The organism is Mucilaginibacter sp. (assembly GCF_041088075.1).
Lineage (GTDB): Bacteria > Bacteroidota > Bacteroidia > Sphingobacteriales > Sphingobacteriaceae > Mucilaginibacter_A.
In genome coordinates this window covers 69,115-95,868 of record NZ_JBGCVY010000069.1, presented here as the reverse complement: position 1 = coordinate 95,868, position 26,754 = coordinate 69,115, and the positions used below count along the sequence as shown (strand labels likewise).

Annotated in this window: 28 protein-coding genes; 8 read left to right on the top strand and 20 right to left on the bottom strand. The window is 41.9% G+C overall.

Features of this window, described 5'->3' with window-relative positions:
* Positions 1-78 precede the first annotated feature (78 nt).
* Complete coding sequence (locus V5804_RS17285; protein WP_369592664.1) at positions 79-1,017, top strand: Abi family protein; 939 nt, start codon at positions 79-81, stop codon at positions 1,015-1,017.
* Positions 1,018-1,101: 84 nt separating this feature from the next.
* Here V5804_RS17285 and V5804_RS17280 read toward each other — a convergent pair whose 3' ends face one another.
* The 8 genes from V5804_RS17280 to V5804_RS17245 all read right to left on the bottom strand — a co-directional run bounded on the left by V5804_RS17280 (position 1,102) and on the right by V5804_RS17245 (position 8,270).
* The gene (locus V5804_RS17280; protein WP_369592663.1) at positions 1,102-1,857 is read right to left on the bottom strand and encodes a DUF4197 domain-containing protein; all 756 of its coding nucleotides are present in this window, start codon (positions 1,855-1,857) and stop codon (positions 1,102-1,104) included.
* A 118-nt stretch (positions 1,858-1,975) separates the two neighbouring features.
* Positions 1,976-2,986, bottom strand: a complete 1,011-nt coding sequence (locus V5804_RS17275; protein ID WP_369592662.1) for an anion permease — start codon at positions 2,984-2,986, stop codon at positions 1,976-1,978.
* Between the two features lie 3 nt (positions 2,987-2,989).
* Entirely contained in the window at positions 2,990-3,640 is a 651-nt protein-coding gene (locus tag V5804_RS17270; protein ID WP_369592661.1) for a DUF47 domain-containing protein, read from the bottom strand.
* Positions 3,641-3,667: 27 nt separating this feature from the next.
* Positions 3,668-4,750, bottom strand: coding sequence for a sensor histidine kinase (locus V5804_RS17265; RefSeq protein ID WP_369592660.1), 1,083 nt, complete (start codon positions 4,748-4,750; stop codon positions 3,668-3,670).
* A gap of 9 nt (positions 4,751-4,759) precedes the next feature.
* A complete protein-coding gene (locus V5804_RS17260) occupies positions 4,760-5,455 on the bottom strand; it encodes a methyltransferase domain-containing protein (RefSeq protein ID WP_369592659.1) in 696 nt (231 codons plus the stop codon).
* A 16-nt stretch (positions 5,456-5,471) separates the two neighbouring features.
* Positions 5,472-6,596 carry an NAD(P)/FAD-dependent oxidoreductase gene (locus tag V5804_RS17255; RefSeq protein WP_369592658.1) on the bottom strand — a complete coding sequence of 375 codons (1,125 nt, stop codon included), beginning with the start codon at positions 6,594-6,596 and terminating at the stop codon, positions 5,472-5,474.
* The gene (locus tag V5804_RS17250) at positions 6,593-7,711 is read right to left on the bottom strand and encodes a type III polyketide synthase (RefSeq protein ID WP_369592657.1); all 1,119 of its coding nucleotides are present in this window, start codon (positions 7,709-7,711) and stop codon (positions 6,593-6,595) included. The genes V5804_RS17255 and V5804_RS17250 overlap by 4 nt, the downstream gene beginning before the upstream one ends.
* Positions 7,712-7,733: 22 nt before the next feature.
* Positions 7,734-8,270, bottom strand: coding sequence for a YceI family protein (locus tag V5804_RS17245; protein WP_369592656.1), 537 nt, complete (start codon positions 8,268-8,270; stop codon positions 7,734-7,736).
* Positions 8,271-8,339: 69 nt separating this feature from the next.
* On the opposite strand from V5804_RS17245, the gene V5804_RS17240 reads away from it, so the two are divergent.
* A complete protein-coding gene (locus tag V5804_RS17240) occupies positions 8,340-9,212 on the top strand; it encodes a UbiA family prenyltransferase (protein ID WP_369592655.1) in 873 nt (290 codons plus the stop codon).
* Here the strand turns inward: V5804_RS17240 and V5804_RS17235 are convergent.
* From V5804_RS17235 to V5804_RS17215, 5 genes are all read right to left on the bottom strand, one after another.
* Entirely contained in the window at positions 9,209-10,519 is a 1,311-nt protein-coding gene (locus V5804_RS17235) for a carbohydrate porin (protein ID WP_369592654.1), read from the bottom strand. The genes V5804_RS17240 and V5804_RS17235 overlap by 4 nt on opposite strands.
* Positions 10,520-10,556: 37 nt before the next feature.
* Positions 10,557-11,213 carry an HD domain-containing protein gene (locus V5804_RS17230; RefSeq protein ID WP_369592653.1) on the bottom strand — a complete coding sequence of 219 codons (657 nt, stop codon included), beginning with the start codon at positions 11,211-11,213 and terminating at the stop codon, positions 10,557-10,559.
* Positions 11,214-11,228: 15 nt separating this feature from the next.
* Entirely contained in the window at positions 11,229-11,603 is a 375-nt protein-coding gene (locus V5804_RS17225) for a hypothetical protein (RefSeq protein ID WP_369592652.1), read from the bottom strand.
* Between the two features lie 555 nt (positions 11,604-12,158).
* Complete coding sequence (locus V5804_RS17220) at positions 12,159-12,620, bottom strand: hypothetical protein (protein ID WP_369592651.1); 462 nt, start codon at positions 12,618-12,620, stop codon at positions 12,159-12,161.
* A 14-nt stretch (positions 12,621-12,634) separates the two neighbouring features.
* Entirely contained in the window at positions 12,635-13,825 is a 1,191-nt protein-coding gene (locus V5804_RS17215; RefSeq protein ID WP_369592650.1) for a class I SAM-dependent RNA methyltransferase, read from the bottom strand.
* A gap of 76 nt (positions 13,826-13,901) precedes the next feature.
* On the opposite strand from V5804_RS17215, the gene V5804_RS17210 reads away from it, so the two are divergent.
* The 3 genes from V5804_RS17210 to V5804_RS17200 all read left to right on the top strand — a co-directional run bounded on the left by V5804_RS17210 (position 13,902) and on the right by V5804_RS17200 (position 17,338).
* A complete protein-coding gene (locus tag V5804_RS17210; protein WP_369592649.1) occupies positions 13,902-14,273 on the top strand; it encodes a DUF3127 domain-containing protein in 372 nt (123 codons plus the stop codon).
* Positions 14,274-14,749: 476 nt separating this feature from the next.
* The gene (locus tag V5804_RS17205) at positions 14,750-16,582 is read left to right on the top strand and encodes a sensor histidine kinase (protein ID WP_369592648.1); all 1,833 of its coding nucleotides are present in this window, start codon (positions 14,750-14,752) and stop codon (positions 16,580-16,582) included.
* A 60-nt stretch (positions 16,583-16,642) separates the two neighbouring features.
* Positions 16,643-17,338, top strand: a complete 696-nt coding sequence (locus tag V5804_RS17200) for a response regulator transcription factor (protein ID WP_369592647.1) — start codon at positions 16,643-16,645, stop codon at positions 17,336-17,338.
* 13 nt (positions 17,339-17,351) lie between these two features.
* Here the strand turns inward: V5804_RS17200 and V5804_RS17195 are convergent, their stop codons facing one another.
* Both V5804_RS17195 and V5804_RS17190 read right to left on the bottom strand, forming a co-directional pair.
* On the bottom strand, positions 17,352-17,657 hold the full coding sequence (locus V5804_RS17195; protein WP_369592646.1) for a HigA family addiction module antitoxin: 306 nt from the start codon (positions 17,655-17,657) through the stop codon (positions 17,352-17,354).
* Between the two features lie 10 nt (positions 17,658-17,667).
* Positions 17,668-17,946 carry a type II toxin-antitoxin system RelE/ParE family toxin gene (locus V5804_RS17190; RefSeq protein ID WP_369592645.1) on the bottom strand — a complete coding sequence of 93 codons (279 nt, stop codon included), beginning with the start codon at positions 17,944-17,946 and terminating at the stop codon, positions 17,668-17,670.
* A gap of 352 nt (positions 17,947-18,298) precedes the next feature.
* Between V5804_RS17190 and V5804_RS17185 the strand changes: the two genes are divergently transcribed.
* Positions 18,299-18,544, top strand: coding sequence for a hypothetical protein (locus V5804_RS17185; RefSeq protein ID WP_369592644.1), 246 nt, complete (start codon positions 18,299-18,301; stop codon positions 18,542-18,544).
* Between the two features lie 86 nt (positions 18,545-18,630).
* On the opposite strand, the gene V5804_RS17180 is transcribed toward V5804_RS17185, so the two are convergent.
* The 3 genes from V5804_RS17180 to V5804_RS17170 form a co-directional block, all read right to left on the bottom strand.
* Positions 18,631-19,614, bottom strand: a complete 984-nt coding sequence (locus V5804_RS17180) for a pyruvate dehydrogenase complex E1 component subunit beta (protein WP_369592643.1) — start codon at positions 19,612-19,614, stop codon at positions 18,631-18,633.
* 107 nt (positions 19,615-19,721) lie between these two features.
* Entirely contained in the window at positions 19,722-21,443 is a 1,722-nt protein-coding gene (locus tag V5804_RS17175; protein WP_369592642.1) for a glycoside hydrolase family 3 protein, read from the bottom strand.
* A 78-nt stretch (positions 21,444-21,521) separates the two neighbouring features.
* A complete protein-coding gene (locus tag V5804_RS17170; RefSeq protein WP_369592641.1) occupies positions 21,522-22,052 on the bottom strand; it encodes an ORF6N domain-containing protein in 531 nt (176 codons plus the stop codon).
* A gap of 247 nt (positions 22,053-22,299) precedes the next feature.
* Here V5804_RS17170 and V5804_RS17165 point away from each other — a divergent pair, with 247 nt between their 5' ends.
* Positions 22,300-22,761 carry a redoxin domain-containing protein gene (locus tag V5804_RS17165; RefSeq protein ID WP_369592640.1) on the top strand — a complete coding sequence of 154 codons (462 nt, stop codon included), beginning with the start codon at positions 22,300-22,302 and terminating at the stop codon, positions 22,759-22,761.
* An 11-nt stretch (positions 22,762-22,772) separates the two neighbouring features.
* Positions 22,773-23,303: a DsbA family protein gene (locus tag V5804_RS17160; protein WP_369592639.1), complete on the top strand. Its 531-nt coding sequence runs from the start codon at positions 22,773-22,775 to the stop codon at positions 23,301-23,303.
* Between the two features lie 68 nt (positions 23,304-23,371).
* On the opposite strand, the gene V5804_RS17155 is transcribed toward V5804_RS17160, so the two are convergent.
* Positions 23,372-26,242: a PD-(D/E)XK nuclease family protein gene (locus V5804_RS17155; protein ID WP_369592638.1), complete on the bottom strand. Its 2,871-nt coding sequence runs from the start codon at positions 26,240-26,242 to the stop codon at positions 23,372-23,374.
* A 14-nt stretch (positions 26,243-26,256) separates the two neighbouring features.
* Complete coding sequence (locus V5804_RS17150; protein ID WP_369592637.1) at positions 26,257-26,742, bottom strand: GNAT family N-acetyltransferase; 486 nt, start codon at positions 26,740-26,742, stop codon at positions 26,257-26,259.
* Positions 26,743-26,754 lie beyond the last annotated feature (12 nt).

Sequence of the window (26,754 nt, the reverse complement as noted above, 5' to 3'; positions counted from 1 at the left end):
AAAAATAGTTACTTTTGTAATAACAGCACCCGCTTTGCATACCATAAGAACTGCAAGCGGGTCATTTTTTTTATAGCAATGGCAAACAAGCCCTCTTATATTGTTGAAGAGCAAATAGCATTACTTAAACAGAGAGGAATGCTATTTCAAGATGAAACCCAAGCAGCAAATCTTTTAAAAAATATAAGTTATTACCGATTAAAGGGATATTGGTGGGACATGCAAGAAGATATTGTTTTGCATACTTTTAAACCCCGTACTTACTTTGAAGATATTATAGACCGGTACAATTTTGACCGCCATTTACGCCTGATATTATTTGATGCCATAGAACGAATAGAAGTTGCATTGCGGACTAAATTAATTTATCATTTATCTATTGCTTATGGTGGGTTATGGTACTTAGATGCTTCTTTGTTTGAAAACAGAACAATTACATTTAACAATACAACTACTTCTATTTATGAAAGTACCATAAACGAACTCCAAAAAGAATTTAGCAGAAGTCAGGAAATTTTCATCAAAGATCAACGCAGCCGTTATCCAAATCAAGATTCTGATGCTTGGAAAATTTTAGAAATAGCTTCAATGGGTACGCTTTCAAAATTGTACAAAAACTTAAAGCATCAATTGCCGCAGAAAGCAATTATTGCAAAAGAAATGGGTCTGAATTTAGCTACAGAACTATCAAGTTGGTTAGAAGCTATTACTTATGTTCGAAACATTATTGCCCATCATTCCCGATTATGGAGCAGAAGCATGGTTAAAACGCCAATAGAACGTATCAATAACCCAGTTGGCTTGTGGTTTAATAACCGTCTTTTACCTGTTCAAACTAAAAAACCATTTCTAATTATCTCTTGTATGGTTTATCTATGCAACCATATTTCACCCAATCATCATATCAAAAGCAAAATATTAGAACTGTTTAAAAGCAACCCTTCAATACCTATTTATAAATTAGGCTTTGTAAATAATTGGCACGATGAACCCCTTTGGGCAGCCACACAAAAATAACAGGCATAAAAGAAGCATAACCTCACCCCGACCCTCTCCCAAAGGAGAGGGAGGAAATACTTCTTTTATCAACCTAAAATTGAACTACTTTTTTGCCTGAGCAGCGTAACCAAAAACCTTTTGCAGCAAAGCCGTTGGCCGTGCAGACAAATTTTGCCTGATTTGCAGTTCCTGCCGGGCAATCTCTGTAAATAAACCGCTGATGGCTTTTTGCGTTACGTAATTTTCGATATCTGGATCAACTTTACCGGAAGTAAACGGAACCTTGTTGTAAGCCGTAGCAGCCTGGCTGTAATATTGTGTAGCGCCAACTTTATCCAAACTTTGATGAACGACCGGGCGAAATTTTGCAGCCAGCGAATCCGTAGTTGTCCGTTTAAAATATTGCGTGGCGGCATCGCTCGGGCCAAGCAAAATGCTGGTGGCATCTTTCACACTCATTTGTTTTAAGGCGGAAATGAAAACTGGTTTGGCTTGTTTGGCCGCATCTTCTGCCGCGCGGTTTAACGAAAGGATTACGTTATCGCACAACTTGTTCAATCCTAATTTCCTCAAAGTATTTTCTGCTTTTTGTGCCTGCGGCGGAAATAGAATCTTTACGGCCGCATTATTGAAAAAACCGTTGACAGCGGAAAGCTGGTCGCTGCTTTTGATAATGCCTTGTTGCAATGCTTCTTTTATGCCTCCGGAAATTTCCTGATCAGAAGGTTTATTACTGGTGCCGGAAGTTGTGGTTTTTTTCAACAGCTTATCCAGCAACTGGCTTTGCGCCTGCTTGATGTTTCCGGCCAAAAAAAGCATGGTAAAAACAGTACTGAGTAAAATGGTATGCTTTTTCATAAAAATTAGATCAACCTAAATAATAGCCAACGCAAAATTAAAGACGTTAACGTAGCTGAACGATTTAAAGTTCTAAGTCCGCATGAATGTTGCAATTGAACTTGTTTAGGACGAAAGCTTAAGGGAATAGTTTGATAATCGAAAAAACCAAAGCCGCAACGAGTGCAGAAACCGGAATGGTTAAAACCCAGGCCCAAATCAAATTGATGGTTACGCCCCAACGAACTGCAGAAACGCGTTTGGTTAAGCCAACCCCGATAATAGAACCCGTAATGGTGTGCGTGGTAGAAACCGGGATGCCAAAATGCTCGGTAACAAACAAAGTGATGGCACCGGCAGTTTCGGCGCTTACGCCTTCCAGCGGTGTTACTTTGGTAATTTTGGTGCCCATGGTTTTAACGATTTTCCAACCGCCAGACATCGTTCCGGCTGCAATAGCCGAATAACAGGCAAAAGGGATCCATTCAGGCATTTTGGCATCGTTGGCAATTACTTTTGAGGCAACCAGTGCCACGTAAATAATCCCCATTACTTTTTGCGCATCATTGCCGCCATGTGCAAAGCTTAATGCGCCGGATGAAACCAATTGCAGGCGTTTGAACCAGACTTCGGCCACAGCAGGGCGCGCATTTTTACAGATATGCATGATCAGGATATTAATGGCCATCCCAAAGATCATCCCAATGATTGGTGCCAGAAAAATGAAAAGCACGATTTTGATGATCGGGTCTGAATTAATTGCGTGGAAAGGATTTACACCCATAAAAGCAGCATTTGCCATCCCGGCACCGGCAAAACCACCGATCAAAGTATGCGATGAACTGGAAGGAATACCAAACCACCAGGTAACCAAATTCCAGGAAATAGCGGCAATCAACCCGGCCAAAACTACATGCATCGTTATAAAGTTTTCGAAAACGGTTTTGGCGATGGTATTGGCCACTTTATGGTCGGGTATGGCAAAATAAGCAATAAAATTAAAAGAAGCCGCCCATAAAACAGCCTGAAAAGGCGTTAAAACTTTAGTGGAAACGATGGTGGCGATAGAGTTTGCCGCATCGTGAAAACCATTGATAAAATCGAAAATAAGGGCTAAAACAACAACGACAACCAGTAGGACAGATACCATCAGTTAAGCGTTTTTTACGATGATTGATTCCATCACGTTGGCCGCATCTTCGCAACGGTCTGTCGCGGTTTCCAGCGCAGCCAGAATTTCTTTGTATTTAATCAACTTAATGGCATCTTTTTCATACAAAAACAAATCGGCAACGGCACGGTCAAAAACATAATCAGCCTGGTTTTCAATACTGTTGATGCGGATACAAGATTCGGCAATACTTCTTACGTTCTTTAAATCTTTCAGTTCGGCAACTGCTTTTTGCAAATCGTAACTGGCTTGCAAAATCAACTCGGACAATTTCTGGATCGGCTCGGTCATCTCCGTAATCTGGTACAAACTCATCCGGTTGGCCGAACCCTGGATCAAATCGGCCACATCATCAATTGCGGTAGCCAAAGAGTGGATATCTTCACGGTCAAAAGGCGTAATAAAATTTTTGCCGAGTTCTAAATAAATTTGGTGGGTAATGTCATCGCCCACATTTTCCATTTTATCAATTTGCTGATATAAGGTTTCGCGTCGCCCGGCATCCGGAGCATTTACAGCTTCCACCATAATTACGGCCATTTCAACAACATTTGCTGCGGCTTGCTCAAACAAAGGAAAAAATATCTTTTTGTCCTTAGGTACAAAATATTGGAAAATGCTATTTAACGACATGCTTTTTAATTACAGGCAAAAGTAAAGTTATTGTGTTAAGTTATTGTTAATTTTCAGCATGGCCGACCCGGGAAAGGGTTGCGGCTTCGCTTTTTCCAATGTAAAACCGAAAGTAGAGCCAATCCCAAGCGTACTCCTGACGTGGATTGTTTGCTGGTGCGCTTCTACAATGTGTTTTACAATAGCCAAACCTAAACCCGAACCGGCAATCTGGCGAGAACGGCTGGCATCCGTCCGGTAAAATCGCTCGAACAAACGCGGCAGGTTTTTTTCGTCTATGCCTGCGCCATCATCGGTTACTTCCACCAAAACCTGATCGTGCAATGAAAACAGACTGACCGAAGTGGTGCCGTTGGTTTTGCCGTATTTAAAAGCGTTGTCAATCAGGTTGATCAAAACCTGCCTGACCCTTTCCCTGTCGGCATTTACGTAAATCGGCTCGTTGTATTTCTCCTTAAAAACCAACTGGATTTTGTATTGAACCGATTTTACTTCTTCTGCTTCAAATACTTCTTTTATCAGCTCATTTATCTTGAACTTGGTATAATTGATCGGCAGTTCGCCTGATTCCAATTTTGAAATTTCGTCCAAATCTTTAATCAGGTAACTCATCCGGTCCACATTGCTTGATGCTTTTTTCAAAAATTTCAGCGTCATTTCCGGATCGTCCAGACCGTCTTCGTCCAGCAACGCATCCAGATAACCCTGCATGGCAAAAAGCGGTGTTTTAAATTCATGGGAAAGGTTGGACAGGAACTCGCGCCGAAACTTTTCCTGCTTTTTAAGCACTTCAATCTCCAGTTTTTTTTCTTTGGCCCATTCTTTTACTTCCTGCTCCACATCATTGATTGGGTCAGAACTGATGTTTTCGCCCAAAGCATCACGCAAATCGCGGCCTAATTTTAAACTATGGATGAGTTTGTAAATGATCTTGATTTTCGAATAAACATACTTTTCGATCAAATAATAAAAAACGATAAAGCTGGTAACCAGCGAAATCGAAAAGATTTGAAAAACATCGTACCAGCTTTGGCTAAAATAAAAATTGGTGATGCCCAGCGTAATGGCAACCGCAAGCGCATTGATAAAAACGAGTACGTTCAACCTCATGTTTCAAAATTAGCTTTTGTAAAGGATAATCCGCCAGCGAAAAGCCCACATCCATTTAATATTATAATTTTTGATGCCCGCTTGTTGCAATAAGCTTTCCAGTTCCTTCCGTTTGAAGCCTCTTAAAACCGATAACGGCCCATCGTACCGCGCCAAACGTGAACGCGTTACAATTCGGGTGATGATTTTAATGGCGTAATAAGCAAACCAGTGCCGGTGCAAATCATCAATAATAACGGCGCGGCGACTACAATTTATCATTTTTTTGATGAGCAAAATCCAGGCTTCGTCCTCAAAATGGTGTGTAAAAAGCGTGCTTAAAACTATATCAAATTTTAAGGTAGAGACTTCTTCGGACAGAACATCGGCCAAAATAAAACGGATTTGGGGCGAAGTGTTTTTTCGGTTGGCAAAGTTTACGGCAGCAGGCGTGGCGTCAATGCCGGTAAATTGTAGGTGCAGGTTTTGCTTTTCTGCTTTTTTTTCGATGGCGCGCAACACATCGCCGCCGCCGCAGCCCCAATCGCTGATGTGAAAATTGTTTTTGACCGATACTTCTTTTAGGGCAGAAAAAACAACCTTGTAGCCGCCCAAATACTGGTTCACTTTTTCCAGTCCGCCTAATAACGGGTCAATTTCGTCTGCGCCAAGACTGAAATCATCCATGATTTCCAATCCTGTTGCACGTTTGTTAAAATCTGGCATCGGCAAAAAATTAAAATCAATAAAATGGTTGTCCGTGGGTTTTACTGATTAAAAAACCGGCCATTTTCGGCAAATAATTTAAAGTTTTTAAGGTGAGGTCTGTCGCAGCGTTTCGGCCAAACAATTTTTGCATTTGCCGGCCGGCCCACAACCGCCCTGCAAATTTCTTGTTCCATTCGGAAGTATAAGCTTGTTCAAGGATGCTTCTTTTATCGGGTAAAAATTGGTGGGCTTTATAATTTTCGATAATCTTTTCCGACAAAATTTTGGCTGAATGGATCGCCATCGTCATCCCGTTTCCGCACAGCGGCGCAATCATGCCAGCCGTATCGCCGCTCATCAAAATATGTTGTTCTACGGGCTGCTTTTTCTCAAAAGAAATCTCGTTGATCACTTCCGGTTTGTCCAGTAAAAACTCAGCCTCTTCAAAAATTTTGTTGAGATAAGGGTTTTTGCGGATCACGTTTTTCTCCAGTTCGGGCAAAGTCCCGTACTTCCGCAAATCATCCCGGTGCGCCAGATAACACATGCACCAGCGGTCGCCATCTACTTTGCTTACGCCGCAATAACCATCTTTATAATTGTTTAATTGTATGAGATCAGCAGGAAAATCAGCGCGGATATGAAATTTTACCGCCAGAAAAGGGCTTCGTTTATAAAAAAAACCGCGGTTCATTTTCTGGTCCAAATTGGCGCGTTTGCCAAACGAACCGATGACCAAAGGAGCCGTAAACGTTTCTCCGGAAGCCAAAACTTCAAAAGTATTGTCCTGAAAACGGACATCTTCCACCTTCGTGTTCAGCATAAATTGTACGCCTTCGGCCAGCGCTTTTTTGTACAAATAGTTGTCGAAAGTGTATCGGCTCAAACCAAATCCGCCTAAATCTAAACGCTGCGAAAACTTGGTGCCCGAAACTGCGGTAATTTCTACGCGGTTGATTCGGGCAACGTTCAATTCCTCCAAATCAATGTCCAGCTTTTTTAAAAACGGAATAGTTTCGTTGGAAATGTACTCGCCGCAAACCCGATGGAAAGGATAGGTTTTACGTTCGATCAGCAGCACTTTTAAACCAGCACGGTTGAGCAAAATAGCGTTAAACAAACCGGCCAAACCGCCGCCAATGACAATCACATCCGTCATACCGATTGCTTTTGCAAAACCATGGATTCAACCGTTAACCCAGGGCCAAAAGCAAAGCTTAGAATATTTTGTGCCAGTTGGTCGGTTTTTTCGGCCAGTATTTTTTGCAGCACAAACAAAATCGTGGCCGATGACATATTGCCGTATTCTGCCAAAACTTCGTGCGCAAAACTGTTTTTGCATTTGCAAATGCCCAGCCCGTTTTCTGCGGCTTCCAATATTTTTTTTCCGCCGGGATGAATGGCAAACAAATCAATTTCCTGCAAAAGCAAACCTGCTTTTTGCAAGGCTTTTTCGGCCAGTGGCTTGATGTGTTTTTGGATTTGTTTGGAAACCTGCGATGTCAGCTTCATCTCAAAACCCGAATTACTGATCAGCCAGTTCATCTCGTTCCGGGCTTCGTAAATATACTCGGCGTAAAAATTTTTCAAGATCAAATGCGGTTTGTTGATGCTTCTTTTATCGGTGTTTTCTATGATTGCCGCCGCCGCACCGTCAGAAAAAAGCGAATTGGCCACCCAGTTTTCCAGCGTGTTTTCCTTTTGAAAATGCAGCGTGCACAACTCCACCGAAACAACCAAAACTTTGGCCTCGGGATTGGCCTGGCAAATATGATCGGCCGTTTTAAGCGCGTTCACACTGCCGTAGCAACCCATAAAATTGATGCAAATACGTTCGGTATTTCGGTTTAAACCTAATTTTTCGATCAGGTCAATATCAATTCCCGGCGCATACATGCCGGTACAACTGACGGTAATTAAGTGCGAAATTTTGCCGGTAAAAGAAGCATCAAAAGCCGAAAGACAATTTTGTGCCGCCTGCGCCGCAACTTCAATGGCCTGTTTTCGATAAAAACCCATCCGCTTTTTGGTATCCGGAAATGGTTCGAGGTCTTCATTTGCCGGAAAAAACTCGTTTTCGGCAAAATCATCAAAACCAAAATCGGGAATAACAGAATACCGCTGGTTGATGCCGCAATGATCATAAATGCTTTTTAAGCGGTTGGCATCATTTTCATTTAAGCGGAAAGCCTTTCTCATAAAACCCAAAATCGCACTTTGCGCAATCCGGTTTTTCGGGTTGGCAATTCCTACGGCACTGATACAACTACTCATTTAAATTAAATTATTTTTCGGCTTATTTTGTTGTTTCTACGGCAATCGTAACCAGCGCATCGTCAGACAGAACCATACTTTTTCCGCCAATATCAAAATCAGAACGTTTAATAGGGAAACTGCCTTTGAATGAATTGCCGCTGTCGTTTTCTGTATACGTAAAAGGAAGTTTGATGCGTTTAGTTTTTGCTTTGATAGTTACGTCGAAATCGCCGGTGTAGTTTTCGCCTTTTTGATGCTTCAGGGCAACAGATTTCATTTTGATTTCAGGGTAATGCGCTACATCAAAATATGCTTCTTTTTTCAGATGGTCGTCGCGCATTTCGTTGTCCGAATTGATCGTTCGCGTATCAACCGAAGCTTCGATGCTACTGCTTTCTAAAGGTTCTTTATCAAAAATGATGGTGGCTTTAAACCCGCCGAAACTGCCTTCGGTATTGATGCCCAGGTTTTTTATTTTGAAAGTTACGGCAGAAGACGTTACTTTTTGCGACGTTTGCGAAAACGCAGTACACACAAAAAAGGGTGCTAAAAACAGTATGACAGCTATTTTTTTCATTAAAAGAAGAGGCTTTTGTAATCTCAACCAAATTAAGAACTATTATTATATTAGCCAATAAAACTATATATGCTGGTTAGCAGATCAACCCTGGCGCATCTGCGTTTTGTATTTTCCGTTTTTTTGCTGCCGGTTTACCTGTTTGCCTATAGTCAGGCACAACATGTTGATTTTTTGCGGGCGATGCTGATTTTTATCATTTGGTATGTGCTGGCCATTCCGGCAACGAACGGTTACAACAGTTATTTTGACAAAGATGAAGGCAGCATTGGCTTGTTAGAAAAACCACCCGCGGTGGACAAAAGCTTGTATTTTGTTTCTGTTTTGATGGAACTGATTGCTTTTTTGTTAGGTTTTTTTATCAGCATTTGGTTTGCGTTTTCGGTTTTAATTTACGGGTTGATGTCAAAATTGTACAGCCATCCGGCAACGCGTTTAAAAAAATATCCGATTATCAGTTTTCTTACCGTTTTCTTTTTCCAGGGCGCGTTTATGTACTGGGCGATTTTTGGCGGGATGATCGGAACAACACTTTCTGCTTTTAACTGGAACGCTCCGGTTTTAATTGCCGGCGGAATCTGTTCTTGTTTGATTGGCGCTTCGTATCCGCTTACCCAAATCTATCAGCACGAAGAAGACAGCAAGCGCGGCGACCAAACGCTGAGTTTGCTGCTGGGCTACAAAGGTTCGTTTATTTTTTCGGGGATTGTGTTTGCGGCTGGTATCGTTTTATGCTTCTTTTACTGGCATATTTTGGGCGAAATAAACAACTTTTACTTTTTCCTGGGCTGCTCCTTCCCTATTTTCCTGTTTTTTAATTACTGGTTTTTTAAGGTGATAAAAGAAGCATCGGCAGCAAATTATAAAAACGCCATGCGCATGAATTTTATCAGTGCTGTTTTTATGCTGCTTTATTTTGGCTGGCTGGCTTTTGCACGTTAAAAGGCAATGTGCGCACGGATCGAAAATACATGTACCGGCCCGCGGTCTTTATTATAGGCCGGGTTGAGGATAAACTGGTAATCGGGCGTCAAATAGATCATGTTTTTATAAGCGTTTAACTTGTAATACAATTCGGCGAGCATTTCGGGCGAATAATTAAGCGCGCCATCACCGATAATAAAACCATAACCGCCAGCCGCCAGATAATCGCGGTGCGCGGCAGAAATCCCGTTTCCAACAAAAGCCAAACCAACTTCATCGTTTTTACGGTTCCAGGAAGTTCCGGCCAAAACGCCGCCAAAACTGACGGAGCGGTCAATTTCGGTAAAAGCCCAAGTTTCGTTCCGGCCATCATTGTAACTTGCTTTTGCAAAAACGCCGAAATCTTTGCTGAGGTATTGGTCGGCATTCAACCCAAAACCCAATTTGTTCCGGCCGTAGGCACGCGTGGAAACAACATCCGGCGCAGTTGGGTTTTCGGCAATGGCTTGGCGATAATTGCCCATCTTAGTATTATTGTTAAAAACTAAAATTCGGAAAGAACCTTTTTTATCGCCCGAAAAACCAAACCGCTTTTCGTATTCCAAAGTTTGCGAATTTGCCTTGCCGATCTTTCCGTCCCAAATTGAGCCATTTGCCATGTTTGCCATCATGGTTACTGCAAAACGCAAGTCCCAGGAAGGCTGGTGGTAATCAAAATAAACACCGAAAACGTAGCCGCGCGTGTTGGCCGGATAGTCCCAGGCCGCATTGCTCATCAACGACCAGTTCATAAACTGCGTGCGCGGGTCGTGGCTGAATTCGTTGGTATCGAAAAAATCGGCCATGCCAAATTTTCCGGCCGTGATGGAAAAATAGCGTTTGCTTTGCAGTCCTGCCAGTTGATTATTATTATCGCTGATAGTATCCTGCTCATTTCCCCAATTAAAACGTTGCGTTAAATAAGCACGGGCAACATAAATTTTAGGCTCGGTCGTACCAACCCGAAAAGTTTCGCCATTTGGGAAACCGGCAACACCCAGCGTTTTGCTGAAACCTGCGCCGCCAGACATTTCCGGGTTAAAAAAAGCCTGCGCGCCTTTCCACAACCGCGCCCCGCCAAAAAGCGTTGCCGTTAATGAGCTTGCCGTTTCGTGGAAAGGGGACAAACTGTTGTCGCCTGTATATTTTGCGTTAAAACCAGGATGTGTTTGTGTAATAACCGTTTGCTGGAAATGCAGGTTAAAACGCTGTTGCTTCAGCGTATCCGTTTGTGCTTGGGCAGACAAAAAAAGTACCGATAAAAGAAGTATGTAAAGTATTTTCATCAAATTGCTTCAAATGTTTTCGGGCGCGAAAATACAGTTATTTTGTTCCGCTCCACTCCGCGGCAAATTGTTCGAGGTACAATTCCATAAATTCGTGCCTTTGGGCAGCGATTGTTTTGGCGGTTTCGGTGTTCATCAAATCTTTCAGCAGCAGCAGCTTTTCATAAAAATGGTTGATGGTTGGCGCGGTTGAGTTTTTGTAGGTTTCTTTGGTGAGGTTAAAATCGAGCGCAATTTCCGGGTTGTACATTTCCCGGTTTTTAAAGCCGCCATAAGTAAAAGCACGCGCAATACCAATGGCGCCGATGGCATCCAAACGGTCCGCATCTTGCACCACTTTTAGTTCTTCGGAAGTAAAAACAGGTTTATCAAAGCTGGATTTGAACGATAGATTTCGGATAATTTGCTGCACCTGTTCAATTACAACTGCATCAACTTCGATACTTTTTAAAAATTCCCCCGCTGTTTTTGGCCCGATTTCTTCATCGCCGTTATGAAATTTGCTGTCGGCAATATCATGCAATAAAGCGGCTAATTCTACAGTCAGCAGATCAACCTGTTCAGTTTGGGCGATCAATTTGGCATTGTTCCAAACGCGAAGAATATGCCACCAATCATGGCCGCTTTCGGCGTTTTGCAAAGTTTGCTTTACAAAAGCTACTGTTTTTTGTATGGTAAAAGAAGTATCAAACATCTTTAAATCAAGCTGCTAATGGATTTGCGCATTGGGGTGCAGCTTATTATAGGTTGTCAAGAAATGATTATACTGCTCGGTATTAAGAAATGATTTGTAACCCTGTGCCAACTCTAAACGTGTTTTCTTAACAGCAGCTTTAAGTTGATCGACAGATTGGTTACTATTTTTAGATATTGCGTTAGATTTTGTTTGATAATCAGCAAGAACTTTTCTGTCTTGCACAACCTGTTCAGGTGTTAAATTAAAACGTTGTATATCAAATTTTACTAAAGTTTCCACCATATCATTGGTAAGAACTGCCTTTCCGCCAGTTGCCGAAGGTTGTTGTGCAAATGCAAAAGAACTTATCAATAGCGTAAGCAGCAAAGGTAAAAGTGTTTTTTTCATGGTTTTTAAGTTTGAGATATTGCAAATGTATTTGAAATTTAAGACGATAATAAGCTTTTTAAAAACAGGTAAGGTTTTGTTTGATAAAAAGAAGTAGTTGGGTTTGCCATGCTGTTTGGATTGAAGCAAAAGTATTACTTTTAGAATTGCATTAAGGCTTAAAAAGCATGGAAGAAGAATTTGAAAGCATGGATGGAATGACGAATGCTGATTATAAAAATTGGCTGATTGTGCAACAAGTTGTTGCACAAAGTCATGTGGGCATAATAGTTTGATTATCAGCAAATCAAGGAGTTTGCAAGAGGCGCAGTTTTATTTGCAGCAATAGTTTTGCGTCTTTTTTGGAAAGGTGTTTAGCTTTAATATTTCCATGATTTTTTAAAATTCAAAAATAAAATAACTTGGTTATCTTTTATATCTACTAAATGCTTTAAAATATTATTTCGATTATAGGTATCACAATTTGTGATAGTTTGTCTTTTTTATAAATGGTTCTAAATCAAGACAGGAGAGATCGATAAAGCGGATTACATCTATGCAATTCAAAAGATTGGATTACAAAAATAGCCTATTTGTATTAGTTAATAATTGCGTTTGAAGTATTTGCCAATTGTTTTTATAGTCATCAAACTGTTCTCTAATAACTTTATGCGACATATAATATAAGTACTTACCTGTTTTAGTTTGAGCCTTTTTACATTTATCGGCAATAAGATTTGCAGGAATAATCCAAAGATGTGGATGTATCAGTAAGTTTCCAATTTCGCTTTCATAACTAATTAGAATATAAAAAAGATTAGCAGATAGACTAATATCTTTTGAAGATAAAGGCCAATCATCCGTTTTCTTATTTACTCCTTTTACTTCAATACTAATTGAACTACCATCGGTATTTCTTAGCACAATGTCAACTCCTTTTTTGTTGCCCAATGTCAAATATGCATCTAACCCTAATCTATATAACATTGACATTACATAAAATTCTGATGCTAAATTCGTGTTGTACTTTTGTTCCATTATCGTTGATCTTTTTAACCCTTCCCCACCGGCCGCTCCCCCGCCTCCCGTTTACTCCCATCATACAACTCATATTCCATCAGCCTGCAATCCAATTTCCCGTTAAAAAACTCGATTTTGCGTGCTGCTTTTAGCCCTACTTTTTTGGCCAGTTCCGGGTTGCCGGTAAAAACGTAGCCGCGGTAACCTTTGCAGTTGGTTTTTAAAAAATCGCCGATGCGTTTGTAGGTGGTTTCCAATTTGGTATGTACGCCCAAACGTTCGCCGTATTCCGGGTTGAAAAATACAATTCCCGGTTGTTCCGGCACTTCTGTTTCGGCAAAATCACAAACCTGGAAAGTAATTAAATGATTTACACCAGCCGTTTTCGCATTGTTTTGGGAGATGGAAACCGCATCCGCAGAAATATCCGAAGCAATAATTTTAAACCCGATTTCTTTTTTGGAAATGTCTTTCAGCTTGCGGCGTTCGGCAAAAAACACCTGCTCATCGTAACCCAGAATGTGCATAAAAGCATAATTCATGCGGAAAAGCCCGGGGCGTTTGTTGGTGGCCAGCAAAGCGGCTTCGATCGCCAACGTCCCGGAACCGCACATCGGGTTGACAAACGTACTTTGCTGGTCCCAACCGGTGGATAAAATCGTACTGGTTGCCAGTGCTTCCAGCATTGGTGCTTTGCCTGGGATTTTGCGGTAACCATGTTTAGACAAGGTTTCTCCCGAAGTATCCAGAAAAATATCGGCCTGGTTTTCCTGCCAGTACAAATGCAAAACGGCTTTGTTCCACTCCGGGCCGGAGTTTGGGCGGATGCCTTTTTTATCTTTGATCCGGTCAACCACGGCATCTTTCACTTTTACATTGGCAAAAAGCGGCGTGGTGATATATTCGTTGTTGACGTTGGACGTAACCGAAAAATAACCATCAAAAGCAATCAGGTTTTCCCATTCAATTTCCATCAAACGGTTGTACAGTTCGCCGGGGTTTCTCGCCTCAAAAGAAGCAACCTGATACAAAACCTGGCTGGCGCAACGCAGGTTTAAATTGAGCGGGATACAATCGTTCACCGTGCCTTCCAGCTCTACGCCGGTGCCAAAAAAACGTTTGATGGTAAAACCCAAATCTTCTACCTCCTGCCTTAAATAAGCCGACAACCGCTTGTTGCAGGTGATAATGATTTTACTCTTGGTGTGGAAAACATCTGCCATAATTCCTGCAAAAATACATTTTTAAGCAGGCGTTTTTATTGGCGATCTGTTAACTTTACAGTTTAAATTATTAACCATGGAGATTAAAGGAAAAGTACACGAAGTTTCGCCTACCACGCAGGTAACCGATTCTTTTAAAAAAAGAGAACTGATTGTGGAATTTGTGGAGAACCCGCAATACCCGGAATATATCAAATTTGAGGCCGGGCAAGACCGCTGCGCTTTGCTGGACAATGTAAAAGTTGGCGACGATGTGGAAGTTTTTTTCAACCTGAGAGGCCGCCCCTGGACAGACAAAACAGGCAAAAAGTCCTATTTCAACTCGCTTAACTTATGGAAAGTAAATGTGCTTTCGGCAACCGGCAACAGTACCGCCCCAAGCCCGGAATATGCAAAACCGGCCGATATTAGCGCAGGCGCAGAGGAAGACGACGACCTGCCGTTCTAAAAAAAGGAAGCCCCTGTTGCCAAAAAACGGGGGCTTTCTTTTTTTTCATTTTTTCAGGGCTTTGTTCAAATTTCTACCGGGGAAATTTACAATGCTTCTTTTACCAGGTAAAAATTGGTGTTTGTATGCAGTTAATAATCCCAAACGGTTGAGATTTTTAGGTGGTAAAAGAAGCATCAACCCAAAAAATGATGGTTAGAAAAATTTAAACAATACCAAGTTCCTTTTTTTCTGTTCCGTGCGGTAATTCTTTAAAAAACCTGCACTAAAATTTATTTCTTCAGCCAAAAATTTCCGGTCTTTGTTGTTCGCCCAAAACTATTTTAATTGCAGTATTCGCCCATACTGTTTTTACCGGCTAAATTTTGGCAGCGCAAATAGCGGCCGTATTTTTCATGGAAAATGTTAAGCACTGGTTAACAGATGTTAAAAAATGTTAAAGCGCGTTTTGCTAACTTTAACTTGGATATTTTTGTATGATGAAAACCAAACGCATCAGCCTGATTATTGCACTGATGGGCCTTGCCCTGATGGGCGTTATGGGCATGCAGTTTTATTTTCTGATAGAGTCTTACCGGCTCAAATCCGAACTATTTGACCGCTCTGTTGCCGAAGCGCTAAGCAGTGTGGTTGCCAAAGTTGAAAAAAAGGACGCCATCAACTTTATGGAGCGGATGAAGCCCGATCAAAACTTAAACCGCTATAAATCGGGCAGCCACGTCCATTTTGTTTACACCCGGATTTCTAAATACCAGCCTTTATCTTCAACACTAAAACAAAAAAACCAGTATTTACACCCCGAAATTGTACGGAAGCAACGCCGCATTGCCAGTTTAAAAGACAGTTTGGAAAACCTCTCCAACCCGGAAGATATTTTGAGCTACCAGCAGGTTCATGTGGAAGAATACGTGGATGCGGCCGGCGGCTACCATAGTAAAATTACCGGGGTTTCTACACCAAAATTAACGCCGCAATTGCGCAAACAGTTGCAGCCGAATTTGAATAAATACGACACGGCGCAATACGTTTACAACGATCCGCAGTCGGGGCCTACGGTTTTAACGATTCCTACGCTAAACCCGCTTTGGGTGAAAGAAAAAGAGCGTATAAAAAAAGCACAGGCGTTTAAACGGATCAAAAAAATACTGGAAGATTCGGTACAATTGATGAAGGCCAAGCTGCTGACGCCGGAAAAAATGGGCGTGATGGAAAAGCTGGCCGAAGAGTACCAAAAAGCCGACGAACCTTTGGGCACGCGCATTAACCAGTTGCAAATAGACTCTTTATTGAGGTTTGAACTACAGAACAAAGGTGTTTTCCTGCCTTTTAGTTACGAAATTACCACCGCCTCGCATGATTCTTTAATCTATTCCAACGTACAAAATTTTGGCAACGAAAAACCCAATTTCCTGATGGCCAACAGCTATCAAACGCCAATTTTTGCCAAAGAAGTGGTGAACGACCCGGGAATGCTAAAAATTTATTTCCCCGAAAAAAACAGGCTGATCCTGAACCGAATGACGGCAACAATGGGCATTTCGGGCGGTTTGCTGTTGGTGCTAATCCTTTGTTTTGCTTACACCATTTTGCTGATCTTCCGCCAAAAAAAGATTTCCGAAATGAAAACCGAGTTCATCAACAACATGACGCATGAGTTTAAAACGCCGGTTTCTACCATCATGATTGCCAGCGAAGCTTTGAAAGATGAAGAAATTATTGAAGACAAATCCCGTGTTTCGCGTTTGGCCGGAATTATTTATGATGAAAATGTACGTTTGGGCAGCCATATTGAACGCGTTTTAAATATTGCACGGATTGAGCAGGACGATTTCAGGCTCGACCTGAAAGAGATTGATGTAAACGAGCAGGTTACGGCCGTTGTGGATAGCATGTCGCTGAAAATCCAAAAACATAATGCGGTAGTTAATTTGGATTTGCATGCTTCTTTTGCCCTGATAAAAGCGGACGAACTGCACTTTACCAACGTTTTGTACAACCTGGTTGACAACGCCATTAAATACAGCCGCGAAGAACCCGAAATCTTGATCGCCACAAAAAATACCGACAACCATTTAATCATTACCGTTGCTGATAAAGGAATTGGCATGAACCGCGACCAGCAGGCCAAAATTTTTGAACAGTTTTACCGCATCCCCACCGGAAACCTGCACGATGTAAAAGGTTTTGGTTTGGGTTTAAGTTATGTCAGCACGATTGTAAAGCGTTTGAACGGCAGCATCAGCGTTCGTTCCGAAAAGGATAAAGGTTCTGTTTTCGAACTTAAATTTCCGCTCATTAATAAAAGTTAAAAAATCGGCGATGCTTCTTTTACCGGGTAAAAATCAGTGGTTGATCTTCTCTTAAAAATCATGAATAAAAAATTGTTATTGGCCGAAGACGACCCAAACCTGGGCATGTTGTTGCAGGATTATTTGCAGTTGAAAGGCAAGTTTGATGTGGTGCTGAGCAAAGACGGCGACGAAGGTTTGCGCGCTTTTACCAAAGAAAATTTTGATCTGGTGATTTTGGATGTGATGATGCCCAAAAAAGACGGCTTTACTTTGGGCAAGGAAATCCGGAAAATGAACCCCAATGTTCCGATCATTTTTGCTACGGCAAAAGGCATGATGGAAGATAAAGCCGCTGCGTTTAACTTGGGTGGAGACGATTACATCACCAAACCTTTTCGTATAGAAGAACTTTTGCTTCGCATAAATGCACTGCTAAAAAGAGTATCTAACCAAGACAAAAAGGAAGAAGAAAAGCCAACACGCTTTAAAATCGGCAAGTACAATTTTGATTTTTCTGCCCAGCAAATCTCTACGGACGAACAGCAGCAAAAACTATCCACAAAAGAAGCCGAACTGTTGCGTTTGCTTTGCCTCAAACAAAATTCCGTTTTAACGCGTGAAGAAGCTTTGCTCAACATCTGGCACGACGACAACTACTTTAATGGCCGTAGCATGGACGTTTTTTTAAGCAAAATTCGCAAATATTTAAAAGACGATCCAAATGTGGAAATTATTAATGTGCATGGCAAGGGTTATAAATTGCTGGTGAGCTAACCCAATTTATTACCTAAGATTCTGCATTTACTTGTTGAAAATGACGAATCGTTGCCCGGTTTATTTTTTTCTCCGCATGCCATAGTTCGTAGTTTTTTTGAAGGTTCAACCAAAATTCGGCTGTGTTTCCAAATGCCTCAGATAATTTTACGGCAAGCTCGGGGCTAATGCCTAAATGTCCGTTAATCACTGCCGATAAATTTGCCCTGGCCATATTAATCCCTTTAGCCACTTCCGAAATTGTCAGTTTGCGCTCATCAATAAACAGCGCTTTTAATATCTCGCCCGGATGTGTTGGCGGCAACCCTCTTTTAAGCATACGTTCGCTTTTAATGGTAATCAATATAATCAACGTCGAAAATATCTCCTGCTTCAAACCTAAAAACAAGCCTGTAATTTGCACTAACCTTAACAGACCAGAAATCTTTTAAGTTTCCTGACAACTTATGCACGCCTGACCCAAGTTCTTTGATGTCTTCTTCAGAAGATACTGCATCCAAAACAGTTAAAAGCCGTGCAATTTTGGTTAGTTGTTCAGCAGGTAATTTTGATCCGTTACCATCTTCGTAATAAAGCTTTAACCCTTTGTGACGGATACTTTCAATCATTGATACAAATGTAACTTGTATTACTATCTGTTACAAATGACTAAATATTTCTTCACCAATTTTTAGTGCCTAAAAGAAGTATCGGTTTTTTCTTACTTTAGGAAACCCTAAACCTTCTTTTTATGCAATTTCCTTCCCTACAAAAACTGGTCGGCGCAGCTTTAAGTGTTGTAAAGCACTTTCCGTTATCTTATTAAAATAAATAATTAACCACTAAAACCACAATGCTTCTTTTACCCTATAAATTTCATTGTCGGTAAAACCTGTTCCTTGCCCTCAAAAATAAATTATTTATTTTGCTAACTTTTTTAGCAATAAATACGTAATATTGTAATAGAGAGAGGGCATGAAAATGGAAAATTCATTTATTTTTTTGGGGATTGTTATCGGGCTAATTATTTTACTCATCGGGTATCTGTCGAACAACCCGGACACAAAAAGCATTGACATCAGTTTTTATCAGTTTAAAGTGATGGTGAAAAAAAACGGGCTTGGACGAAACTCTATAGCGAGAAAAATTGTGCGCCGCCGACAGGCATTAAAACAAAAAGCAAAAGCAGCAGGCGAAGAACTGGCAAAAGAAGGGCCGGCAAAATAAAATGCTTCTTTTACCGGCATAAAAAAGCCTGTCCGTTTTGTCAACGGGCAGGCTTCTGTATCTTGTTGTGTTTTTTTACGCTAAATTTATTTTTTAACGTACATCACTTCTTTTACCGCTTTGATTACTTTTTCCGCGTTTGGCAGATATTCCTGGATCAGCGTTGGCGCGTAAGGCAAAGGCACGTCTCCGCCCATGATGCGTAAAATTGGCGCGTCCAGGTAATCGAAAGCATCTTTTTGAACTTTAAACGCCACTTCTGTAGCGATGGTGCCCAATGGCCAGCTTTCTTCTACAATTACCAAACGGTTTGTTTTCTTAACGGATTCGATCACACAAGGATAATCAATCGGACGTACGGTGCGCAAATCAATGATTTCTACGCTGATGCCTTCTTTTTCCAGTTCGGCAGCCGCTGCATAAACCACTTTGATGATCTTGCCAAAAGATACAATCGTAACGTCTGTTCCTTCTTTTACAACTTTGGCTTTGCCGATTTCAATGTAATAAGTTTCTTCCGGCACTTCGCCTTTATCGCCATACATCAATTCGGATTCCATAAAAATAACCGGATCAGGATCAATAATAGCCGATTTTAACAAACCTTTAGCATCGGCAGGATTGGAAGGGACAATCACTTTTAAACCCGGGCAGTTGGCATACCAGTTTTCAAAACACTGGCTGTGCTGCGAACTTAACATCCCGGCATTTCCAGTTGGGCCGCGAAAAACGACCGGTGCGGAAAACTGGCCGCCGCTCATTGACATTAATTTTGCCGCCCCGTTGATGATTTGATCAATGGCAACCAGCGAAAAGTTAAACGTCATGAACTCCACAATCGGCTTTAAACCGTTCATGGCTGAACCGATGGCAATACCGGAAAAACCCATTTCAGAGATCGGTGTATCAATCACCCGTTTGGCGCCAAATTCGTCCAGCATTCCCTGGCTCACTTTGTAGGCACCATTATATTCGGCAACTTCTTCACCCATTAAATAAATAGATTCGTCTTTGCGCATTTCCTCGTTCATCGCTTCGCGAAGCGCTTCTCTGAACTGTATTTCTCTCATTTTATGTAAAATCAAGTATATTTCAAGCGCAAATATAAACAGTAAAAGCTGATTTGCAACCTTGGATCACGGCGTAAAAAATTGTATAATTTGTGCCGGTAAAAACACTATCGCGCTGCAATACCCATCCCGAAAGTAAACGCCGAATTGATGTTGACCGGCAGCGTCCCGGTCGGTTTTAATTGCCTGCTGATTACTTTTACGGCCGATTGCTGCATCTCCAAACTGTTTTGATAACCCAGGATCAACGCGCTGCTTTTTTCAATCCCGATCATACTGGCAACCGTGTACGGATTGGCAAAAACCGTTACGACGCTGTTGTTTAAAGCGGAAACCTGTCCGATAAAATCCCGCACATTATTGTTAAAGTCCAGTTTGTTGTAAGGGCGAAGGCGGGTATCAAAAATACCAACGATCACCTGGTCGTAAGTTTTAAGCTGGGCAAGCAATTGGTTCAATTCTTCTGCCGATGCTGTTTTTGAGGCATAAAAAACGTTATTGTTGGCATACCATCGTTGTAAGCCTAATTGAAAAGGTGTAATTTGATTGGTGCCGATAGCCAGCAAAGCCGTTTTTTTAAACGGGATTAAACCGCGGATGGCCGTATCTCCTTTCAGCAACGTAATTGCCGCATCCGTTAATTGCTGGTTGAGGTTTTTGCTTTCTTCGGAATTCAAATCAGCATATAAATTACTTTCGGAAACTTCCTGCAAATGGTTTAAGCCCACGTCATATTTGGCTGTCAGCACTTTTTTTACCTTGGCAATAAATTCTTTTTTGTTGATGCCGCCTTTGCGGATTGCTTTTTTGATGGCTGCAACTGCGCGTACCGAATTTTGCGTGAGTTCTATAATATCGTTGCCAGCGTTTAAAGCCAGCACATCCGCTTCCGAATTAGGGAAATATTTTACCACGCCTTTCATTTCCATCGCATCCGAAACCACTAATCCTTGAAAACCCAATTCATCTTTTAAAACACCGGTAATGATCGGCCGCGAAAGTGTGGAAGGCAAATGAGCCGTGGTATCCAAAGCCGGAACGTTCATGTGGGCAACCATAATCCCGGTAATCCCGGCTTTGATGGCTTCTTTAAACGGGTACATTTCCAACGTGTCGAGCCGCTCTTTGCTGAACGGCAGCAGCGGCAAATCAAAATGCGAATCTACATCTGTATCGCCGTGGCCGGGAAAATGTTTGGCCGTGGTTAAAATCCCTTCGCTTTGCATGCCGGTTAAATACGCAATGCCTTTTTTAGCCACATTAATTTTATTATCGCCAAAGGAACGAAAACCGATAACGGGATTATTTGGATTGTTATTGACATCCATATCCGGTGCAAAGTTCATCGTCATGCCCAAACGTTTAAAATCGCGCGCCACAAATTGGCTCATTTTATAAATCAACGTGTTATCCCGGATGGCGCCCAAAGTCATTTGATAAGGATAGGAAATGGTAGAATCCAACCGCATACCCAACCCCCATTCGCCATCCATCGCAATCAGCAGCGGCACTTTTGCTAATTTTTGATAACGGTTGGTTAAGGCTGCCTGTCTTCCCGGCCCGCCCTGAAAAAAAACCAGGCCACCAATATGTTCATTTTCGATAACACCGGCCACAGAATCTTCATAAGCCACGCCTTTGTTGGTATGCGCCCGAACCATTAATAGTTGCGCAATGCGGTCGTGGCGGTTTAGTTTATTAAAAACAGAATCAACCCAATGGTTTTTCTGCTTTTCCTGATCGGCGTTTTGTGGTTTTTGGGCGAAGGCTGCAGCCGCAAAACAAATGAGCAGGCCGGTGAAAAAAATATATTTTGAAAAAACAGACATGAACAAAAGTATAAAATGGATTTTTGAAGATGCTTCTTTTATCGGATTAAAACGGTGATTCAATTTATAAGCATGGTATTATTCTTTCTCATCTGGCTTGTAACCGATACGTTTTCGTGACTGGTCCGCTTTTTCGGTAAACTTATCAAGGTAGGCAAACAACAGTTCGATCTTTTCATCCTGTTTTATAAGCTTCTTTTCTACCTGCTCCGCCAATAGCTGCATATCTTTGTGCAGCACCAGCACCTCCCTTAGCTTAACAAATATTTCAATAATTCGGATGCTCATTTTTACTGCCCTTTCACTTTTTAACACATTTGATAACATAAGCACGCCGTGTTCAGTAAAAACATAAGGCAACGAACCGCCTAATGATTGTTTTGATGGTATCGCATTTTGCGATACCATGTCCTCCACTTCCTGTTCGTTCAATTGAAACATGAAGTTCTCGGGAAAACGGATTTGATTACGCTTGACTTGCTCTCTCAGCCTAATCGCTTTTACAGCATACAGTTCTGCCAAATCTTTGTCTATCATTACTTTTTGTTCCCTGATGAAGTATATCTTACTCATTACCGCCTCATCCGGTACGGTTATATTTCCTGCCATTCCTTATTAAGTGCTTAATTGTATTTGTGTTTAACACATCTTATAAAAATGCTTCTTTTATGCCATAAAAACTATTGCGGTTTTAATTATTAACGCTACGTAACCTGAAGCAAATTTTTTAGTGCTAAAAGAAGTATGTTAATCTTAACGAAATAATCTAAACATGTTTGATGCCTGATTGTCTGTAATTAAAGCTTGTAAAAGCAAACAGCCAGACTTTACATTTTAAGCCCAAATTTCAACAACCATGTTAGCAACAGGAACCCAAGCGCCCGATTTTGAATTAAATTCTACGCCCGACCAAAAATTAAAACTAAGTGATTTGTTGGGCAAAAAAGTCATCCTTGCTTTTTATCCAGCCGATTGGAGCCCGGTTTGCAGCGATGAAATGGCCCTTTTTAATGAAACACTTAAACTTTTTTCAAAGCACAATGCGCAACTGTTGGGCATTTCGGTGGATAGCAAATGGAGCCATTTGGCTTTTAGCCAAAACCGCAAGTTCCATTTCCCTTTACTTTCCGATTTTGAGCCCAAAGGGGAAGTAGCCAAAAGGTATGGCGTATATGATGAAAAAGAAGGGGAAGCGCAAAGGGCGTTATTTGTATTGGATGAAAAAGGGATGATCGCGTGGGATTATTTATCCCCAACCGGTATCAACCCGGGCGCAGATGGTATCCTTGATGCTTTGGAAAAATTAGACAAACATTAAAACTTAGAACAATGAGCACACAACTAAAAACAGCCGTTACCAATCAAGACCACATCCAGGGGAAAAACAATGCACCGATTAAACTGGTGGAATATGGTGATTATCAATGCAGTTACTGTGGCGAAGCCTATTCGGTTATAAAAGCCGTACAGCAAACTTTAGGAAATGATTTAGAACTTGTTTTCCGAAATTTTCCTTTGTCAGAAGTGCACCCGGATGCAGAAAACGCAGCCAAGGCGGCAGAAGCGGCTGCCTTGCAAAACAAGTTTTGGGAAATGCACGATATGCTTTATGAAAACCAGCAACAATTGGATGAAGAAAATTTAATTTCTTTTGCAAAAAAAATCGGGCTTGACGTAAACCAATTCAAAAGCGACATGCAAAGCAGTGCTGTTTCAGATAAAGTGGAAAGCGATTTTGAAAGCGGCGCAAGAAGTGGTGTTAATGGCACGCCTTCCTTTTTTGTCAATGGCGAAAAATACGACGGAAACTGGCAGGACGAAGAAGATTTTACCCAATATTTAAAAAGCCAGTTGCAATAACAAATCGTTATCGGCCGGGATAATCTACCTGCCAATACCAATTTTTGCCCGATAAAAGAAGCATTGGTTTACCGCTCGCAAATATCTTTGTACGGACAATACTGGCAGTTTTCAATCCGTGTAGTTTGATTAAAAGGAATACGCTGGTCGAACATTTCGTCCAGCGTTTTTTGTAGGTAATCTTTAAAAGTAACTTTCGCTTCTTCCAAGTCAAATTCCTGCAAAATAGTTTTGCCCGATTTAAAGCGCGTGCCTTCCTGCTTCATTTTGCGCACCACGTACAAATTCGGCTCCACATTGCCGGTTTTTTTCACCTGCTCGTAAATGTAGGTGTAAAAAAGCGTTTGCACCACAGCCTTGTTTTGCGCTTTGCCGTCGCGCTCAAACAGTTTTTCGAGCGAGGTAAATTTCAGTTCGTCGCTGCCGGTTTTGTAATCCACGATTCGCGTTTTGCCGTTGTGTTCGTCCACGCGGTCTAAAATGCCGTACAACTGCAAATACTTCGTTTGCCCGTTAATTTTGATGGGATAATGAAACTTGTAATCCTTTTTATTTTCCAGTTCGATGATGCGGAACGGTGCCGAAACGCTGTCGTGCTTCAAAATCGTTTGCATGTATTCGCCCACAATCTGCAGTACAATTTGCTGCATGCTGTTGGGCTTTTGCAGCGTTTTGCGGTTGCCGTAAATCACTTCTGATAAAGAAGCGCGACTGTATTCCACAACTTCCGGCAGTTTTGCGTTGATGTTTTCTGCGGAGATAAGCGCATACGTTTTCAGCAAATCCTGATAAAACCACTCCAGTGCCTGGTGCAATGCCGAACCGATCTGACTGGCTTCCAGGTTTTCGGTAACGGCTTCCGGCTCTTTCATTTTCGCCACATATCGAAAGAAAAACTGCAGCGAACACGTTAAATACGTGGTTAATGCCGTAGCCGAAATGTTGTTGGTTTTGAAAGGGTTTCCCTGGTAAAAGAAGCTTTCCATCGCTTTCCAAACCCTGCCGGTTTTTGGGATAACAATGACGTTGGAAGGTTCGATTTTAACCGGCTGCTCCTGCTGCAAATAGTTAAACTGCAGCTTGCTTTCGTACGCCAACTGGCGGATAAAACGGCTTGGTTCGGCCGCTTCTGTTTCTCCGCCCAAACCATCGTAAACCAGCGTTACTTTTTCTGATCGTTGCAGCAAACGGTAAAACAAATAAGCCGCAATCGCATCCTGGTTTTCTAAAACCGGCATTCCATTGGCGCGGCGCAAACTATCCGGAATAAAAGAAGGATTGGCATTGCGTTTTGGCATCACGCCTTCGTTCATCCCCAAAATAATGACGTGTTCAAAATCCAAACAACGGCTTTCCAGCATGCCCATCACCTGGATGCCGCGCAACGGTTCGCCTTCCAACGGAACGGCCAAACTGGCCAGCGTTTTTCGGATCAAAGCAAAAACCAGCGATAAGCCCAAAGACGGCGCGTAAAAATCCAGGTTATCGTACAGCAGATTGAGCTTTTTGCAGGCTTCCAGAATCAGGTTGGCTTCCAGTTCGTTCAACTGGTTTTGCCTTTGCCGCTGCTCTAAAACCGCGGTCAGCATCAAATACAAAGCATCAATGGTTTGCAAACCGCTGTGGCGGGAAGTAAAAAAGTTTGGTGCCAAAGCAGAAATTAAATGCAGTTCGGTGAGCGGCACTTCCACCCATTGTTTTTGTAGCAACAAATTTTGCAAACGTTCGCGTTCGGCTGCTTTTACGCCAGATAACGGATGCGACAAAAACGCCAGCGCATCGCGGTAATAAACCGTGTGTTTTTGTTGTTTGTTGATCTGTTCCTGGATCTTCAGCCACAATTCCGTCAGCCCGAAAAGCGGCGATTGCGTAAGCGGATAACCCATTGTGATGTTGACAATCCCGGCTTCGGGCGGCAGCGTTTGCATCACCGGAACCAGCAAACTTTCATCCGCTAGAATGATAGCTGTTTTTTCGGGGTTTTCATCAAATGCTGCCAATGCTTCAAAATTGATCCGTTCTGTTAAAACTTTGGCTTGTGCAGCGTGCCCTTGCGTTTTGATAACATCAACAATGCTTCTTTTATCACCTAAAAATGTGTGTCCGGGAAAGCTGTTGACCAAGCCGCTTTTAAAAATATTTTTGCGGAGAAAAACGCCGGCTTCCTGCAAATCGTCCTGCAAATAATAATCGTCGGTATCAAAATAAAACAGCGCGCAACCTTGCTCCTGCCACTGTTTAAAAAGCTTTTCTTCGCATTTATTCAAGGCGTTAAAACCAATGAAAATGAGCTTTTTATAAGGCGAAATAAAATCGGGCAGATCCGCCGTCCCTTCTGCCAACCGACGATAAGTTTGTGCCGAAGTAATTAAACCCTGGTTTTGTAAAGCCTGATGAAAATTGCGGTACAAAGCCGGCATCCGCTTCCATAATTCCAGGAATTTTTGTTGGTGCGTGCGTTGTTTGTCAGCAGAAAAAGACGACCAGAAACGCTCCAAAAAAGCTTGCTGCTCTTCGGTAAAATGGCTGAACTGCTGCTGGATCACGGCAATATCTTCCAAAGCCGGAAACAAACTTTCGGCGTTCACCAGATCGTAATCCACTTCCGCAAAATCACTTAAAATGATGTTGGCCATCGGAAAAAACTGATCGGGCGAAAGCGTTGCTTTGCCTTCGGCGATCAATAATTTGTTAAACTCCTGGTGCAGGATAAAAAACTGCTTCAACGGATCGGCCACCACCAAATTGGTCGAAGCCGCAAAAAACGAAGAAATGGTGAAAAAAGCAGGGCTAAAAGAAGCATTGCCCTGTAGTTCGCCCAGGTGCTTTTTTAAAAAAGCTTCTGGGCGTTTGTTATTAAAAATGATGGCCGTCTGCTTCAAATCCTCGCCCAAACGGGCAATTAAGTCGGCAGCGACCTCATGGAGAAAGGGAATCATTTGGATAGATAAAATTAAAAATTGTACGCCATTTTCTGCAGCAAATATTTTTGCCCGTTGTGGTTCACTTCCCAGGTTTGTCCGGGCAAAAACCGGAAACCTATTTTTTGATAACAGTTAATGGCGGGCAAATTATCTTCCAACACAAACAACTCCACAGTATCGGTTTGAAACTGCGCTTTGCCTTTCGCCAATAAAAGGTGGATAAAAGAAGTACCGTAACCTTTTCCGCGTTCGGCCGGGTTTCCAATCAGCAACCTTCCAATTCTGGGTATGTTGTTTTCCTGCGGGATGATTTCACCAAAAGCAACAGGTTCGTTTACTTCATTCAGGCCGAGGTAAAAATTGCGATCCGGGTTTTTATGCTGATAATCTTCGATTTGCTTTTCGGTTATCGGATAAGAAAACTCAGTTCCGGCAAATTGAAAAAGCAGGTTTGCATCAGTAATCCATCGGCTTAAAAAGCTGAAATAATTGAAACTGTATTTGGTAATCGTCATTAATGTTATTTT

Excerpts from the sequence above, each read along its gene's own strand:
- V5804_RS17210 (WP_369592649.1), top strand. The coding sequence starts at position 13,902 with ATGGAGATTAAAGGAAAAGTACACGAAGTTTCGCCTACCACGCAGGTA.
- V5804_RS17190 (WP_369592645.1), bottom strand. The coding sequence starts at position 17,946 with ATGATTGAAAGTATCCGTCACAAAGGGTTAAAGCTTTATTACGAAGAT.
- V5804_RS17200 (WP_369592647.1), top strand. The coding sequence starts at position 16,643 with ATGAATAAAAAATTGTTATTGGCCGAAGACGACCCAAACCTGGGCATG.
- V5804_RS17245 (WP_369592656.1), bottom strand. The coding sequence starts at position 8,270 with ATGAAAAAAATAGCTGTCATACTGTTTTTAGCACCCTTTTTTGTGTGT.
- V5804_RS17165 (WP_369592640.1), top strand. The coding sequence starts at position 22,300 with ATGTTAGCAACAGGAACCCAAGCGCCCGATTTTGAATTAAATTCTACG.
- V5804_RS17205 (WP_369592648.1), top strand. The coding sequence starts at position 14,750 with ATGATGAAAACCAAACGCATCAGCCTGATTATTGCACTGATGGGCCTT.
- V5804_RS17265 (WP_369592660.1), bottom strand. The coding sequence starts at position 4,750 with ATGAGGTTGAACGTACTCGTTTTTATCAATGCGCTTGCGGTTGCCATT.
- V5804_RS17270 (WP_369592661.1), bottom strand. The coding sequence starts at position 3,640 with ATGTCGTTAAATAGCATTTTCCAATATTTTGTACCTAAGGACAAAAAG.
- V5804_RS17175 (WP_369592642.1), bottom strand. The coding sequence starts at position 21,443 with ATGTCTGTTTTTTCAAAATATATTTTTTTCACCGGCCTGCTCATTTGT.
- V5804_RS17215 (WP_369592650.1), bottom strand. The coding sequence starts at position 13,825 with ATGGCAGATGTTTTCCACACCAAGAGTAAAATCATTATCACCTGCAAC.
- V5804_RS17195 (WP_369592646.1), bottom strand. The coding sequence starts at position 17,657 with ATGCTTAAAAGAGGGTTGCCGCCAACACATCCGGGCGAGATATTAAAA.
- V5804_RS17240 (WP_369592655.1), top strand. The coding sequence starts at position 8,340 with ATGCTGGTTAGCAGATCAACCCTGGCGCATCTGCGTTTTGTATTTTCC.
- V5804_RS17230 (WP_369592653.1), bottom strand. The coding sequence starts at position 11,213 with ATGTTTGATACTTCTTTTACCATACAAAAAACAGTAGCTTTTGTAAAG.
- V5804_RS17150 (WP_369592637.1), bottom strand. The coding sequence starts at position 26,742 with ATGACGATTACCAAATACAGTTTCAATTATTTCAGCTTTTTAAGCCGA.
- V5804_RS17170 (WP_369592641.1), bottom strand. The coding sequence starts at position 22,052 with ATGGCAGGAAATATAACCGTACCGGATGAGGCGGTAATGAGTAAGATA.
- V5804_RS17185 (WP_369592644.1), top strand. The coding sequence starts at position 18,299 with ATGGAAAATTCATTTATTTTTTTGGGGATTGTTATCGGGCTAATTATT.
- V5804_RS17275 (WP_369592662.1), bottom strand. The coding sequence starts at position 2,986 with ATGGTATCTGTCCTACTGGTTGTCGTTGTTGTTTTAGCCCTTATTTTC.
- V5804_RS17155 (WP_369592638.1), bottom strand. The coding sequence starts at position 26,242 with ATGATTCCCTTTCTCCATGAGGTCGCTGCCGACTTAATTGCCCGTTTG.
- V5804_RS17260 (WP_369592659.1), bottom strand. The coding sequence starts at position 5,455 with ATGCCAGATTTTAACAAACGTGCAACAGGATTGGAAATCATGGATGAT.
- V5804_RS17225 (WP_369592652.1), bottom strand. The coding sequence starts at position 11,603 with ATGAAAAAAACACTTTTACCTTTGCTGCTTACGCTATTGATAAGTTCT.
- V5804_RS17235 (WP_369592654.1), bottom strand. The coding sequence starts at position 10,519 with ATGAAAATACTTTACATACTTCTTTTATCGGTACTTTTTTTGTCTGCC.
- V5804_RS17160 (WP_369592639.1), top strand. The coding sequence starts at position 22,773 with ATGAGCACACAACTAAAAACAGCCGTTACCAATCAAGACCACATCCAG.
- V5804_RS17255 (WP_369592658.1), bottom strand. The coding sequence starts at position 6,596 with ATGACGGATGTGATTGTCATTGGCGGCGGTTTGGCCGGTTTGTTTAAC.
- V5804_RS17280 (WP_369592663.1), bottom strand. The coding sequence starts at position 1,857 with ATGAAAAAGCATACCATTTTACTCAGTACTGTTTTTACCATGCTTTTT.
- V5804_RS17220 (WP_369592651.1), bottom strand. The coding sequence starts at position 12,620 with ATGGAACAAAAGTACAACACGAATTTAGCATCAGAATTTTATGTAATG.
- V5804_RS17285 (WP_369592664.1), top strand. The coding sequence starts at position 79 with ATGGCAAACAAGCCCTCTTATATTGTTGAAGAGCAAATAGCATTACTT.
- V5804_RS17250 (WP_369592657.1), bottom strand. The coding sequence starts at position 7,711 with ATGAGTAGTTGTATCAGTGCCGTAGGAATTGCCAACCCGAAAAACCGG.
- V5804_RS17180 (WP_369592643.1), bottom strand. The coding sequence starts at position 19,614 with ATGAGAGAAATACAGTTCAGAGAAGCGCTTCGCGAAGCGATGAACGAG.